Origin of the sequence: uncultured Tyzzerella sp., assembly GCF_963558545.1 — a bacterium.
Lineage (GTDB): Bacteria > Bacillota > Clostridia > Lachnospirales > CAG-274 > Tyzzerella.
In genome coordinates, this window is record NZ_CAUWHO010000006.1 from 24,970 (window position 1) to 40,513 (window position 15,544).

Below are 15,544 nucleotides of genomic sequence, written 5' to 3' on the forward strand. Positions count from 1 at the left end.
GGTATACTTTTGAAAAAAGAAATAAAGCTTTTAGAAAATAATCTCATTAATAAAATAGCAGCGGGGGAAGTCATAGAACGCCCCGCTTCTATCGTTAAAGAGCTTGTAGAAAATTCTATAGATGCTCTTAGCAAAAACATTATAATAGAGATAAAAAATGGTGGAACAACTTTTATAAAAATACAAGATGATGGAATAGGTATACAAAAAAATCAGATAAAAACAGCTTTTTTAAGACACGCAACAAGCAAATTAGAAAAAATAGATGATTTAGACAGTATATTAACTCTTGGATTTAGAGGAGAGGCATTAGCTAGCATAGCATCTATATCTATGGTAGAGATGATAACAAAAACAGAAGATGATGATATAGGAAATAAAATAACAATAGAAGGTGGGCAAATAATAAGCCAGGAAGAAACGGCAGCTTTAAAAGGGACAATTTTTATTGTAAAAAATATATTCTTTAATACACCTGCTAGGAGAAAATTTTTAAAAAAAGATTCGGTAGAAGGTGGATATATATCCGAAATAGTAAATAGGCTTGCATTAGCTCACCCACATATAGCTTTTACTTATATAAATAATGGTGTAGAAATATTAAAAACAACAGGGGATAATAATTTAAAAAATACAGTATTTTATATATATGGAAAAGAAATATGTAAAAAGCTTATACCTATAAAAGCTAGCAAAAACGGATTTAATATTGAAGGTCTTATAGGTATGCCAGAGCTTTCAAGAGGCAACCGTTCTTATGAAAATTTTTTTATAAATGGTAGATATATAAAAAGTAGCATAGTGCAGTCTGCAATAGAAGAAGGATACGAAGGTAAATTAATGGTTGGAAAATTTCCTATATTTATTATAAATATGACTGTACCAGAAAACACAATAGATGTAAATGTACACCCTACAAAGCTAGAGGTACGTTTTGAAGATGAAAATTTTATCCATAGTTTTTTATGTGATGCAATAGAAAAAACATTAAAAAAGGAAATTTTAATACCAAATATAGAGATAGAAGAAAAAAATACATTTTTACAGGTAACAGAAACAAAACCTTTTAACGTAGAAATGCAAAAGAAACTAGAAGATTTACTAATAGAAGACCAAAATGATACAAATACAAAAACATTATTATTAGAAGATGAAGATAATACAAATATACAGCCTTTATTAGTAGAAGATAAAGACAATAAACAGTACACAGATAATATACAACAAAAATCTCATATCTTAATGGTAAATGAAGAACCAAAAGAAGTTAGTGTTCCAAATAAAACTATTGTAGATATGGTATATAGTAAAAATTTAGATAAAATATATAAAGATGATAAAATAGTTGAAAAAGAAGAAATAAAAGAATATACAGAAGAAAATAACAAAAAGCATAGCTTTTTTAATAATTATAAAATAGTTGGTCAAGTATTTAACACTTATTGGATTGTAGAGCAAAACCAAGAAATGTTTATGATAGACCAACATTCTGCACACGAAAGAGCAATATATGAGGAGCTTAGCAAAAAGTTTAGAGAACAAGATGTAGCAAGCCAAAGACTTATAGAGCCTATAATTATAAATGCAACACCTTTAGAAAAAGCAACAATAGAAGAAAATATGGAGTTGCTTTTAAAATTTGGATTTGATATAGAAGAATTTGGGCTAAGCTCTTATGCTATAAGACAAGTACCTTTTATATTTAAAGCACCTGTTGAGCCAAAGTTTTTTACAGATTTACTGGATATGCTTATAGATAAAAATATAGCTAGTATTTATGATATGAAGATAGAAAAAATTATATCTATGAGTTGTAAAAAAGCAGTAAAAGGAAATGATAGGCTTAGCTTTATAGAGGCAAAGGCTCTTATAGAACAAATATTAAGGCTAGAAAATCCTTTTAGTTGTCCTCACGGTAGACCTACTATTATAAAGATGACTAAATATGAAATAGAAAAACTTTTTAAAAGAATACAAAACTAATGGGGTGATAAAATGAACGTAATTTTACAGTATGTAATAATTTCTTTGGCAGCTTTAGTATGTATAACATTAATGGGATTTACAAAAGCATATACATCTTATAAGTTAGGTGATATTGCAATAAAAAATATGGGAAAGGTATCTTTAAATCCAAAAAAACATTTTGAAATAATAGGATTTATTATGTTTGTAGTTTTTGGCTATGGTTGGACAGCACCTATTGATACATCTGCTTTATATTATAAAGACAGGAAAAAAGGCAATATTTTGGTTAGTATTATGCCTTTTATAGTTGCTTTAATATGCTCATTTTTAAGCTTTTTTATATTTAAAGTGTTAGTAGAGGTAGCACATATAAGCCCACTTAATTTTATATCAGTATTTTTTAATAATTTAATTGTATTTTTTATAAATTTTTTAGTTTTTAATATTTTGCCTGTATATCCACTTTTTGGACAAAAACTTTTTCAAACAATTTTACCAGCTAATAAAGCTATTAAGTTATCTCAATATGAAAAGCTACTCCAAGTATTAATTATGTTTTTATTATTATCTGGTATACTAAATGAAATTTTAAATATTGTATCTATATCTATATTTAAAGTTATGGCTAGTTTATTAAGGTTTAGTTTAGAGGGAATGTAAATGTCTATACTACAAATAAAGTTAGAAGAATTTGAAGGTCCTTTAGATTTACTTTTAAAACTAATAGACAAAAATAAAATAGATATATATGATATACCTATATCTAAACTTACCGATGATTACCTTTATTATATAAAGCACAAAAATATAATAGATATGGAAGAAATGAGCCAGTTTATAATAATGGCTACAACATTGTTAGAGATAAAATCTAAATTGCTTTTGCCAAAAGAAAAAGATGAGCAGACTAATGAAGATATAGACCCAAGAGAAGAGCTAGTTAAAAAATTAATAGAATATAAAAAATATAAAATGATAGCAGAAAAGTTATATAATATAGAAGTTTTTGCTGATAAGGTTATATTTAAGGAGGCAGATATAAAGGCTATTGACAGTATAAAAATAAAAACTAAGCCTACAGCAGAAGAAATGCTAGAGGGTATAACATTAAAAAGTTTATACAATGTTTTTGAGGAAGTGCTAAAAAGAAAAGAATTAAAGACAGATAAAATAAGAAGTAAGTTTAAATCTGTAACAAAGGCTTTATATAATATAAACGATAAAATAAGTTATATAAAAGACTTAATAATATTAAATGAAAAAATAAGCCTTAATAAAATATTTGAAGAAAGCTCATCTAGAGTGGAGGTTGTTGTAACTTTTTTAGCAGTTTTAGAGCTTATAAAAACAAGAGATATAAAGGTTGTACAACAAGGTATTTTTGACGAAATAATTATAATGCAAGGGGAATAACATATGGATAAAAAAAACATAGAAAGTATAATAGAGGCTATACTTTTTGCAAATGGAGAGCCTGTACCTTTAAAAAACATTGCATATGCAATAGAAAAAAAGGAAGATGAGGCTAAAGACATAATAGAACATATTATAAATAAATATGAAAAAGAAGATAGAGGGATAAAAATAATAAAGATAGATAATAGCTATCAAATGTGTACTAATCCTAACTATTTTTCATATATAAAAAGTTTATATGCAGTACCACAAAAAAGGACAATATCTCAAACATTGCTAGAAACCCTTGCAATAGTTGCTTATAAACAACCTATAACAAAATCTCAAATAGAATATATAAGGGGAGTAAGCTGTGAGCACGCTATAAATAGCCTTATAAAATATGAGCTTATAGAAGAAAAAGGTAGGCTAGATGCAATAGGCAAGCCTATACTTTTTGGCACAACAGATTATTTCCTTAAATATTTTGGCTTTAGCTCTTTAGATAGTATGCCGAATATAGATAATGAAGAAGATATAAAAAAACAAGTAGAAGATGAGATATTTAATTTAAAATAGTGTAGAAATATATTACATAATATGGTATAATAAAAAATAATTTGGCAATAAAATTTATATAGTTAAAATATAAGATAATAAAGGAGGATTATTATGAGTAAAAATGAGCATAACTGTTGTGGAGGAAATGGCGAAGGGTGCTGTGGGGGACATAGCCACGACCATAATCACGAATGTTGTGAGGGACATAGCCACGACCACGAAGAACAGTACCTTACAGTTTTATTAGAAAACGATGAAGAATTAAAATGTAGCGTATTATCAATATTTGATGTAAATGACAAAGAATATATAGCACTTTTACCTGTGGGAGATGACCAAGTTTTATTATATCAATATGTTGAACATAATGAAGAGGACTTTGAGCTTTTAAACATAGAAACAGATGAAGAATTTGCAGCTGTGGAAGATGCTTTTTTTAATATATTTGATGAAGACCTCTTTGAAGATGAAGAAGAATACGACTATGATGATTATGATGATGAAGAAGATGAAGAATAGTAATTAATATGTTAGAAAGGAGAGGGGTAATATGATATCTACTTTACATTATTATAATAGCTACAAACCATTTATATTAGACAAACAAAGGGCTAAAGAGAGAAGAACCTCTCCTTATCAACAAAATAAAGGACAAAAATATAAGGATACAGAGATTAGTTACTTTCTTAATAAATCTTTAAATGATAATATAAAGTCTTATATGTTTGAGCTATCTTCTAATTTTAATGGATTAAAAAATGTAGCTAATAATATATATGAAAAAATGTACTATGGATTATCTTTAGATAATTTATATGAAAATTTTGAAAATTTTACACATACATATAATAGGTTTAAAGGATTTTTAGAAGAAAATTCAGAAAACAGTGGAAACTTTACAAATATTTTAGGAAAAACAGAAGATATTATTAATGAAAACATAGATATGCTAGACCATATAGGAATAGATATTTCTGAAAATGGTTTTTTGAAGATTAGAAAAGATGAAGATATTACAAATTATAATATAGAAGATGATAAAATAAAGAATTTTTATCGTAACATATATGATAAAATGTGTGAATTTATGTCTAAGCCTATGTCTAGCCATATGGATTTTAAAGATTTTTCTTATTATTTTAATTATAGTGGAGATTTTAATAAAAATAATTCATTTAAGTTAATAGAACAAGGAATACTTGTTGATATATCTATGTAAAATATGTAATAGATATAATTATTATATTTTAGATAGGGATAATAATAACTATATAAATTTAAAAAGGAGTATGGATAAGCCATAGTCCTTTTTAGTGTTTACAATAGATTGACTTTTATGTACAATTATGTTAAAATTATTTAAGTATTTTATAGAAATGTATTATTACATATGAAGGGAGATTTTTATCTTGAATTTGGCTACTGGTGATATAATAATTATTGTTGCCTTAGTTGTAGGAGCAATATTATGGGGGCTTTATTGGCTTAACAAAAAGGCTACTAAAAAAATGGGCGACCATCAAGAAATGATAGACCGTTCTAAACAAACAACTACTATCTTTGTTATAGATAAGAAGAAATCTAAAATAACAGATGTTAATATGCCTAAAGTTGTTACCGAACAAATGCCTAAGATGTATAAATTTTTAAAACTATATTTTGTACAAGCAAAAATAGGACCTCAAATTTTAACTTTAATGTGTGATAAAAGAGTTTTTAACGCAATACCTGTTAAAAAAAATGTTAAAGTGGACCTTGCAGGGATATATATCGTTAATGTAGCTGGTATGAAATCTGAAAAAGAGCTTAAAGAAATTAAAAAGGCTAAAAGAGAAAAAGAAAAACAATCTAAAAAAGAAGAGAAGAAAAAGTCTTCTAAATAATATTGACTGTGTAATATAATTATTAAATTGTATTACACAGTTTTTTAATATAAAAAATATAATAAAGTGGAACTAATTATAAAAACTAACGTTTAATAAATATAAATAAATATTTAAAAACGTAAATAAGGTGGAACTAATTATAAAAATAAACGTTTAATAAATATAAATAAATATTTAAAAACGTAAATAAATTGGAACTAAAATAAAAAACAAACGTTTAATAAATATAATATAAATAAAATAGTTTATTAATATAAATTAGGAGGACATTAATATGAAAAAAAATCTTAAAAAAATTATACCTATGGTTGCTATTGTTGCTTTAATGGGAACTAGCGTTTTTGCTAATAACCAAAAAAATACAGATAATATTGTTAAAGAACAATCTGATGCTAAAGAAAATACTATCTATATAGATGGTGAGCTATTACAAAATGTTAATCTTATAGAAGAAAATGGAAAAACTTTAATGCCTGTTAGAGCTATTTTTGAAAAACTTGGCTATGAAATAGAATATAATGCAGAGCATAAAATTATAACTATGACAAAAGGCCCTCATTATATTACTTTTTCTACAACAGCTGATGCCTATACATTTTCAAAAATGGCACCTCAACCTTTAGGTAATGCACCTGTTGTTAAAGAAGGGGTAACTTATGTTCCTATTGGGTTATTTGAACTTATGGGTATGGAAGTAGAACTAACATCTAACAATGTTTTATATATAGGGGAACAATCTAAAGAAGAAAGTGATATAATTGATAGAAAGTTACAAACTATAATAACAGAAATAGATGAAAAAAACAACACTGTTACAGTAGATGATGATGAACTTGGTACAGTTGTATTAAATATTAAAAATTCTAAAATTGAATACACTACACAAGATAAAGAACTTATTATAGGTCAGGCTTTAGATGTAGAATATGGAGATATTATGACAAAAAGCTTACCACCTGTTAATACACCAAAAAGTATAAAAGTTGTTGATAAATTTTCTTATGGTGAAGTTTTAAATGTGGAAAAAGACGATAAAAATAATACAAGAGTATTATTTAATGATGAAGAAATGGGTGAGGTTGTTTTAATACTATCTCCAGATTTTAAATTGGAAAATCAGGTAGATGTTAAAGAAATTAAAAAAGGACAAACTTTAGAAGTAGTTTTAGGTAATGCTATGACTATGAGCCTACCACCTATCAATAGTCCAAAAAGTGTAAAATTGTTAGATAGTAAGCAAGTAGAAGAAGATGATAATGAAATGATAAAAGGTAATGCTACAATTAAAAGTTTTGATAAAGAAGAGAAAACAATTTTAGTAGTAGATGAAAAAATTGGTGAAGTTGTATTAAATTTAAATGAGGATTTAAAAATAGAACATAAAAATGGTTCTAATATTAACGAGTATAATTGGATTAAAGAAGGACAAAAATTAGAAGTGGAATATAGTCCTATTATGACAAGAAGTTTACCACCTGTTAATAATCCGGTTAAAATAACAGTATTAAACTAAATTTTATATAACAAGGCTATTAGTTTTACTAGTAGTCTTGTTTTTTAATATAAAAACTTTTATACCCTATAAATAGAATATAAAAATGAAAAAATTTACTTTAATATTATTTTGGTTACAGTCTTATATTATTTATATAAGATAAATTTTAATTAGACTTGCACAAAAAATATCCCTTTAGCATATTATATAAAATAGCTTTGTTGGGGGTGTTTTTTTGTTTTTTTCATTTTTCAACTGTTTTTTTATGCTTTCTTGTATATCTGGAGGAAATGTTTTTCCTAATCCTTTAACATTAGAAGAAGAAAAAAAATATATAAAACAATACGAAGATGGTAGTATAGAAGCTAAAAATATACTTATAGAAAGAAATTTAAGATTGGTAGCACATATAGTAAAAAAATATAAAAACTATCAAAAAGATAGTGAAGATTTAATATCTATAGGTACAATTGGTCTTATAAAAGCTATTACAACTTTTAAAACTGACAAAGGCATAAAGCTTGCAACATATGCTGCTAGATGTATAGAAAATGAAATATTAATGTATATAAGAGCTAATAAAAAGCATAACAAGGATATATATTTACAAGATACAGTGGGGATAGATAAAGACGGAAATGAAGTTACATTGGAAGATAAAATAGCCGATGATAGTATGAGCATTGATGAGCAGGTAAACCTTAATATACAAAGTAAAATATTATATCAAAAAATTAAGGAAATATTAAAGGGAAGAGAAAAAACAATAATAGAACTTAGGTATGGGCTTATAAATGGAGAGGAGCTTACACAAAGAGATATAGCTAAAAGGCTTGGTATAAGCAGAAGCTATGTTTCTAGGATAGAGAAAAGAGCACTTGAAAAACTTCATAAAGAGATGGAATAATATAAAAAACTATAAGGCAATAGCTTTATAGTTACATAAAATACCAACAAAGCTATTATTTATTTTATTACATCTTAAAATTTATAAATACAAATAATGCAGATAATATTTAAGTTAAATATTATCTGCCAAATTAAATAGTAATTCTTTAGTAGTTTCTATACTTATACAAGGGTCTGTAATAGATTTTCCATATGTTTTACCAGTAGGGTCGTTTCCTTCTTTTATATAGCTTTCTATCATAAATCCTTTAACTATATTTTTTATACTATTATTTTTTGATATACTGTTTAACACATCTTTTACGATAGATGGTTGTTTATAAAAAAGCTTGCCAGAATTAGAATGATTAGTGTCTATTATTATTGTTTTATTAGATAAATCTGTATTATTATATAGTTTTTCTACATTTAAAAGGCTCTCATAATGGTAGTTAGAAAAATTATTACCGCATAAATCTATACCACCACGCAAAATACTATGTGCAAAAGGGTTACCTGTTGTATCTACTTCGTATCCATCGTATATAAAATTATGGCTTTTTTGAGCTGTGCTTATAGCATTTAGCATAACAGATACATCTCCACTTGTAGGATTTTTCATACCAACGGCACAATCTATGCCACTTGCAATTAATCTATGATGCTGATTTTCTACACTTCTAGCACCTATGGCTACATAGCTTAATAAATCCTCCATAAAAGGATATGTAGATGTATATAACATTTCATCGGCAATAGGAAAGCCATAATCTTTTATTATTTTTATATCTAGTTTTCTTATAGCTATTATGCCTTCTTTAATATTAGGTTCATTATTAATATTAGGTTGATGTATCATACCTTTATATCCATCACCTGTTGTTCTTGGTTTGCTAGTATATATCCTAGGTACTATAAAAAGTTTTTCCTTTACTTGCTCATTTATCTTGTAGAGCATATCTAAATATTCACATACAGATTTTTCGCTATCAGCTGAGCAAGGGCCTATTATTACTAACATTTTGTTAGATTTTGATGAAAGTATATTTTTTATCTCTTTGTCATTTTTTTCTTTAATATTTTTTAATGTTTTATCTAAAGGGAGTAAATTAAATATTTCTTCTTTAGTTGGTATTTTAGATATTTTTTTAAAGCTCATATTATTCCTTTCTTTAGTAGATATTCTTTTCTGTTATAATAATATTTACATTTTCATCATAAAAATCTTCTTTAAAATCTATTATAAATTGTTGAAAACATAGCCCAACAGAGGCTAAATATACATTATTTTTTAAAAAATAATCGTAGTATCCTCCCCCATATCCTATCCTATATTTATTTTTGTTATACGCAAGAGCAGGAACTATTATAAGAGTTTTTTTATCACTAATTTTTTCTTCTTCGTATAAAGGCTCTAAAATATTAAATTTATTTTTTATAAGATTTTTTTTATTATATTTTTTAAAAATAATTTCCCTTTTATTTTTAGTTATAACAGGGCAATATATATGTTTATTGTCATCTTGTGCTTTTTTTAGTATGTAGCTAGTATCTATTTCTTTTTCTATGCTTAAATAAATAAATATACTTTCACATTGTTTATATACAGGTAAATCAAATAATTTATAAGAAATTATTTTGCTTATATTATTTATGTAATCGTTAGGAAAGTTATTTCTTAAATTTAGATGGTTATATCTTATTTGTTTCTTCAGTTGCATTTTTAATTACACCTTTCAGTACAATTATAGAAATAAAAAGATTAGGTTTTATCAAAAATATTGTAATGTAAAGGATAATACGTAATATTTTTAAAATAGTTTTAAAGTTAAGTTTATTTTTAATAACAAGTGTAGGAGCAGTAGTTTTAGGGTAGGAAGTATTTATATTGGTTTTATTTTTGTTATATTTAACTTGTTTATACTCATTTTTTTCATATTTTTTTGATATTTTATTTTGTTCAATATTAGTATTATTATCATTATCAATATCAATATCATTATCATTATTACTACTATTATCAATATCAATAGTTGTATTATTATTGATATTTTTATTAACATTTTCGTTAGTATTATTAAAAGGTTTATTATCTATAAAATCGAATATATCAAAAACACTTCTATTAGTATATTTTTCTGTAATAGTTGCTTTTAGCTTATACCCACACATAACACACGAATTTTCTGTTAAAAGACAGCTACAAATAGGGCAAGTATCCATAAAATCACCACACTTTATAGTTTTATTATTATTTAATTTTAACAGAATATGTAACTTTATTCAATAATTTATATAAAATAATTATTGTTATTATATAGAAATACCACCTTTTTAACAGGTGGTATTTCTATATAATAGTATTATAAGCTATTATTTAATAAGATTTCTAATATTTTGTTACTTCTTTCTATAAAGTTTGTCATAGAGTTCATATCTAAGTGTTTATGGCTCATTGTAGCTAAATCGTATATTTGGTTACATATAAGGTTTGTTTCTTCTTTTTTATTATTATCATCTTTAATTTTTAAAAGGAGCTTAACAACATTATTATTGCCATTTAATATTAATGTTTCATCTGATGGCATAGCACCAAAAGGCATATTCATACCATACATTTTGGCCATTTCTTCCATTCTTCTAGCTTGTTCACTAAGCTGGATAACACCAGATATGTCAGTTGCTTTAAGATTTTCTACTTTAATTTTAAGGTTATCGCCTTTATTAAGAGTATCTTTAAATAAAGTTTCTAAAGCCTCGTTAAGCTCTTTATTTTCTTCTTGGGAGCTATCTTTTAACGTGTCGGATAAATCGCTATCTATCCTAACAAAGCTAGTGCCTTGGTTGTACATTTCTAATGTGGACATATAAGGATTATCTAATTTTGTGTTTAATATAACTGCGTCCATATTGTTATCTTTAAACATTTTAATATACTGTGCTTGTTGGTTTTCATCTGTAACATAAAATACCTTGTTTTCGTGATGTTCTTTATTTTGCTCTAAATATTCGTTTAATGTTACATATTTATTATTAATAGTTTTAAATAATAAACTATCTTTTACTTTATCATAAAAATCTTTTTCTCTAAGGCAGCCATATTTTATAAATTGGCTTATATCGTCCCAAAAGCCTTCAAAATCTTCACGTTGTTTTTTAAATAAGCTATTTAGCTTATCTGCAACCTTTTTAGTAATATACTTACTCATTTTTGTAACGTAGCCATCATTTTGTAAAAAGCTACGGCTTACATTAAGCGGTAAATCTGGACAGTCTAGCGTACCTTTTAAAAGAAGTAAAAATTCTGGGATAACTTCTTTTAAGTTATCTGCTATAAATACTTGGTTGTTATATAATTTAACTTGTCCTTCAATAGAATCTAGCTCGTGTTTTAATTTTGGGAAATATAAAATACCTTTAAGTTTAAAAGGGTAGTCCATATTTAAATGTATCCAAAATAATGGTTCATTAAAATCTGAAAATACTTGATGATAAAATTCTTTATATTCTTCATCTGTACATTCATTAGGCTGTTTTAACCATAAAGGATTAGTTTTATTTATAGGAAGAGGCTCTTTAATTTCTTTAATTTCATTTTCGTCTATTGTATCGTTTTCATTTTCTTTTTCTGCATCTTTTTTAATTTGTTCTAAGTCTTCAAAGAAAATTTCTATAGGCATAAAGTAGCAATATTTATTTAATATTTCACGAAGTTTAAAAGCATTTAAAAAGTCTTTTCCTTCTTCTCCTACAAAAAGAGTGATAGTTGTACCACGTTCTGTCCTATCGCTTTCGCCTATTTCGTACTCTATACCACCATCACATATCCATTTAGCAGGCGTTGCACCATCTTTATAAGAGAGAGTATCTATCATAACTTTGTCTGCCACCATAAAAGCAGAGTAAAAACCAAGACCAAAATGTCCTATAATATCTCCACCATCTTCTAACTGGTCTTTATATTTATTAACAAAATCGCTAGCTCCAGAAAAGGCAATTTGTGTAATATATTCTTCTATTTCATCAGCAGTCATACCTATACCGTTATCTATAATTTGTATAGTGCTGTTTTCTTTATCTAGTACAACTTTAATGTTAAAGTTTTCATCGCTAATGTTAGCTTCGCCCATAGTTGATAATTTTTTTAGTTTATTTATAGCATCACAACCATTAGATACTAATTCTCTAATAAATATATCAGAATCAGAATAAAGCCATTTTTTTATAATTGGTAAGATATTTTCGCTATTAATTGAAAGATTACCTTTTTTCATTTTTGTACCTCCTAAAAATTTATATTTATTATATTTTAATACTATAAATATAAAATGTCAAGAAAAAATAGCACTCTTTTAAAAAGAGTGCTAGCAAAATTACAGGCTGTTTATAATAGCTTCGGCACATTTTATACCGTCAACTCCAGCAGATACTATACCTCCAGCATATCCACAGCCTTCACCACAAGGGTAAAGTCCTTTATATTTTATAGATTGTAGTGTTTCTTTATCTCTAATAATTCTAATAGGTGATGAGCTACGGCTTTCTACGGCAGTTAAAAGCCCATTTTCATCTCCAAAGCCTTTTATTTTTTTGTTCATTTCTATAATACCAAGTTTTATAGATTCATATATAAAATTTGGAAATATATCTCTAAAATCGGCAGGTGTTACACCTGGTTTAAATGTTGGCTCTATATTGCCAACAGATGTAGATGGTATCCCTTTTAAAATATCACCTATTTTTTGTACAGGTGCAAAATAATTACTACCACCTACTATAAAGGCTTTTTCTTCAAGTTCTCTTTGAAAATCCACACCAGATAGTATATGACTATTATCTAAATCATCTGGATAAACTTCTATTAATAAAGCACTATTTGCATTTTTTCCACCTCTGTCAAAATAGCTCATACCATTGGTAACAAGCCTATTTTTTTCAGAAGAAGAATTTACAACATACCCTCCAGGGCACATACAAAAAGTATAAGCACCACGATTATTAGGTAATCTTACAGATAATTTATAATCGGCAGGGGGAAGATAACAAGCAAATTTACCATATTGAGCATTGTTTATAAAATCTTGATTATGCTCTATCCTAACACCAACTGCAAATGGTTTTTTTTCTATTGGGTGATTTTTATTGTTTATAAGCTCAAAAGTATCTCTAGCACTATGTCCTATTGCTAATATTACTTTATCTGTATTTATATCAAAAATTTCATTATTTTCTAAATTTTTTACGGTAACACCATTTATTGTATTATTTTTTATTAGCAAGTCTATCATTTGATGCTCAAATAAAATTAGTCCACCAAGTGAGATTATTTCTTCTCGTATATTTTTAACCATTGTTATAAGCTTATCTGTACCTATATGGGGCTTTGCAGTATACAATATCTCTTCTGGAGCAGATGCTTTAACAAATTCTTCTAGTAAAACTCTACACCTATAATCTTTTATACCTGTTGTAAGCTTACCATCAGAAAATGTTCCAGCTCCACCTTCTCCAAATTGTACATTGGAATTTTCGTTTAATATACCAGTTTTCCAAAAAGTATCTATATCTTTTTTACGTTTTTCTACATTTTTACCACGTTCTATAACAATAGGTTTAAGCCCAGAGCGAGCAAGTATTAATGAAGCCATAAGTCCAGCAGGTCCAAATCCTATAATTATAGGCCTTTTATCATATTGTTTTTTAGGTATATTATATATAAATGGCTCTACCATTGAAACATCTTTTATTTTTAAATATTTTTTTTCATCTTTTATATCAATATCTACTGCAAGGACATAAAAACCACCACGTTTTTCTCTTGCATCAATAGATTTTTTTGCTATTGTTACGCTTAGTATATTTTCAATATTTGTTTTTAATATTTTACAAGCAATAGATTTTAAATTATCTTGTGTAATTTTTTGTTCTAAAGGGTATTTTATATTAGATATTCTTATCATTTTTTTACCTTTCTAAATTATAGATTTTATACAGGATTTTGTAGCAACATAAGATGATGACCAAGCCCATTGAAGATTAAATCCACCACAATCTCCTAAAACGTCTAATATTTCTCCTGCACAATATAGACCTTTTATTATTTTAGATTCTAATGTTTTATCATTAAATTCACTTGTTTTTATACCACCAGCAGTAACTTGAGCATTGTTAAAGCCATTTGTGTCTAATATTTCTAGCTTATAATTTTTTATAAGATTAGCCATATTTTTTAATATATTATCTGTTAAATCTTTTACTAAAAATGATAGTTTTTCTATACCACTATTTTTAGCTATAATATTACCTAAGCGTTTATTTAATAGGCCATTAAAATAGTTTTCCATATTTGTATAGTTTAATAGTTTTTTTCTATCTTTTAATATGTTAAACACATCTTCTTCTGAGAAGCTAGGCATAAAGTCTATATATGCTATTAAGTTTTTATACCTTGCAAATAGTGTAGACAACTGAAAAACAGGTGGGCCAGATATACCATAATCTGTAAATAGTATTTCTCCGTAGTCTTCTTTTAAAAATGTAGAATTGCTATAAATTTTTAAATTGCCTGTTATTTTTATACCTTTTAAAGATTTTACCTTTTCTTGATTTGTTTTTAACTGTACTAAGGCAGGTGTAAGCTTTGTAGCACTATGCCCTAAAGATTTTAAAAGGTTTATACCATCACCATTAGAGCCTAAATTTTGGCTAGCCATACCACCTGTTGCAAATATTATTTTATCTGCTGTTATAGTTTCATTATTGTTAGATGTTATTTTAAATTTGTCATTTTTTTTCTTTATATTTTTTACGTTAAATTCTGTTTTTATAGGTATATTTAAGCTATCTATTTTGTTTCTTAAAGCATCTAATATACTTGATGCTTGCTCACTATAAGGATAAACTTTTCCATTTTCTAAAACAGTATGTAAAACACCTAAGTTATAGAAAAAATCTATTGTATCTTGTACAGAAAATTGTTCTAAAAAATATTTTGTAAAAAATTTATCTTCTCCGTAGTAGTTTTCATATGTTGCATAAATATTTGTAAAATTACAACGGCCATTACCAGTTGCTAGTATCTTTTTTCCTACTCTATCCATTTTTTCAAGTATTATTATATTTATAGAGCCTTTTGACATATTGTAAGCGTGTATAGCAGAAGAGAGTCCAACAGCACCACCACCTACAATAGCTAATGTTTTTTTCATTTTATCACCTTTAGTTTATATTTTTATTTTAATACGACTTCTTAAAAAATAACAAGTTTATTTTTTTTGAGATACTCTATGGTAGAAAAGCTAATTTATGCGTACAAGGGATAAAGCCACTTGAACTCTAGCTTTTTACACAA

15 protein-coding genes are annotated in these 15,544 nt (G+C 26.3%); 9 read left to right on the top strand and 6 right to left on the bottom strand.

The window, feature by feature from the left end; genetic code table 11:
• The first annotated feature begins 9 nt into the window (after nucleotides 1–9).
• From mutL to sigK, 9 genes are all read left to right on the top strand, one after another.
• Nucleotides 10–1,983 carry a DNA mismatch repair endonuclease MutL gene (gene mutL, locus R5Z65_RS00930; RefSeq protein WP_317366475.1) on the top strand — a complete coding sequence of 658 codons (1,974 nt, stop codon included), beginning with the start codon at nucleotides 10–12 and terminating at the stop codon, nucleotides 1,981–1,983.
• Nucleotides 1,984–1,995: 12 nt separating this feature from the next.
• On the top strand, nucleotides 1,996–2,628 hold the full coding sequence (locus R5Z65_RS00935; protein ID WP_317366476.1) for a site-2 protease family protein: 633 nt from the start codon (nucleotides 1,996–1,998) through the stop codon (nucleotides 2,626–2,628).
• Nucleotides 2,629–3,381, top strand: coding sequence for a segregation/condensation protein A (locus R5Z65_RS00940; protein ID WP_317366477.1), 753 nt, complete (start codon nucleotides 2,629–2,631; stop codon nucleotides 3,379–3,381).
• A 3-nt stretch (nucleotides 3,382–3,384) separates the two neighbouring features.
• Nucleotides 3,385–3,942: an SMC-Scp complex subunit ScpB gene (gene scpB, locus R5Z65_RS00945; protein ID WP_317366478.1), complete on the top strand. Its 558-nt coding sequence runs from the start codon at nucleotides 3,385–3,387 to the stop codon at nucleotides 3,940–3,942.
• A gap of 93 nt (nucleotides 3,943–4,035) precedes the next feature.
• On the top strand, nucleotides 4,036–4,443 hold the full coding sequence (locus tag R5Z65_RS00950) for a DUF1292 domain-containing protein (protein ID WP_317366479.1): 408 nt from the start codon (nucleotides 4,036–4,038) through the stop codon (nucleotides 4,441–4,443).
• 31 nt (nucleotides 4,444–4,474) lie between these two features.
• On the top strand, nucleotides 4,475–5,143 hold the full coding sequence (locus tag R5Z65_RS00955) for a hypothetical protein (protein WP_317366481.1): 669 nt from the start codon (nucleotides 4,475–4,477) through the stop codon (nucleotides 5,141–5,143).
• A gap of 190 nt (nucleotides 5,144–5,333) precedes the next feature.
• Nucleotides 5,334–5,807, top strand: a complete 474-nt coding sequence (locus R5Z65_RS00960) for a hypothetical protein (RefSeq protein WP_317366482.1) — start codon at nucleotides 5,334–5,336, stop codon at nucleotides 5,805–5,807.
• A gap of 277 nt (nucleotides 5,808–6,084) precedes the next feature.
• Nucleotides 6,085–7,323: a stalk domain-containing protein gene (locus R5Z65_RS00965; RefSeq protein WP_317366484.1), complete on the top strand. Its 1,239-nt coding sequence runs from the start codon at nucleotides 6,085–6,087 to the stop codon at nucleotides 7,321–7,323.
• Between the two features lie 247 nt (nucleotides 7,324–7,570).
• Nucleotides 7,571–8,212, top strand: a complete 642-nt coding sequence (gene sigK, locus R5Z65_RS00970) for an RNA polymerase sporulation sigma factor SigK (RefSeq protein ID WP_317366555.1) — start codon at nucleotides 7,571–7,573, stop codon at nucleotides 8,210–8,212.
• 114 nt (nucleotides 8,213–8,326) lie between these two features.
• Here the strand turns inward: sigK and R5Z65_RS00975 are convergent, their stop codons facing one another.
• The 6 genes from R5Z65_RS00975 to R5Z65_RS01000 all read right to left on the bottom strand — a co-directional run bounded on the left by R5Z65_RS00975 (nucleotide 8,327) and on the right by R5Z65_RS01000 (nucleotide 15,401).
• Nucleotides 8,327–9,352, bottom strand: coding sequence for a 3-deoxy-7-phosphoheptulonate synthase (locus R5Z65_RS00975; protein WP_317366485.1), 1,026 nt, complete (start codon nucleotides 9,350–9,352; stop codon nucleotides 8,327–8,329).
• Nucleotides 9,353–9,365: 13 nt separating this feature from the next.
• The gene (locus tag R5Z65_RS00980) at nucleotides 9,366–9,914 is read right to left on the bottom strand and encodes a 5-formyltetrahydrofolate cyclo-ligase (RefSeq protein ID WP_317366486.1); all 549 of its coding nucleotides are present in this window, start codon (nucleotides 9,912–9,914) and stop codon (nucleotides 9,366–9,368) included.
• Nucleotides 9,886–10,416: a hypothetical protein gene (locus tag R5Z65_RS00985; RefSeq protein WP_317366487.1), complete on the bottom strand. Its 531-nt coding sequence runs from the start codon at nucleotides 10,414–10,416 to the stop codon at nucleotides 9,886–9,888. Before R5Z65_RS00985 ends, R5Z65_RS00980 begins: the two co-directional genes overlap by 29 nt.
• 140 nt (nucleotides 10,417–10,556) lie before the next feature.
• A complete protein-coding gene (gene htpG, locus R5Z65_RS00990) occupies nucleotides 10,557–12,467 on the bottom strand; it encodes a molecular chaperone HtpG (RefSeq protein ID WP_317366488.1) in 1,911 nt (636 codons plus the stop codon).
• A 99-nt stretch (nucleotides 12,468–12,566) separates the two neighbouring features.
• Nucleotides 12,567–14,153 carry an FAD-dependent protein gene (locus tag R5Z65_RS00995; RefSeq protein WP_317366489.1) on the bottom strand — a complete coding sequence of 529 codons (1,587 nt, stop codon included), beginning with the start codon at nucleotides 14,151–14,153 and terminating at the stop codon, nucleotides 12,567–12,569.
• 12 nt (nucleotides 14,154–14,165) lie between these two features.
• The gene (locus tag R5Z65_RS01000) at nucleotides 14,166–15,401 is read right to left on the bottom strand and encodes an NAD(P)/FAD-dependent oxidoreductase (protein ID WP_317366490.1); all 1,236 of its coding nucleotides are present in this window, start codon (nucleotides 15,399–15,401) and stop codon (nucleotides 14,166–14,168) included.
• Between the last annotated feature and the right edge of the window lie 143 nt (nucleotides 15,402–15,544).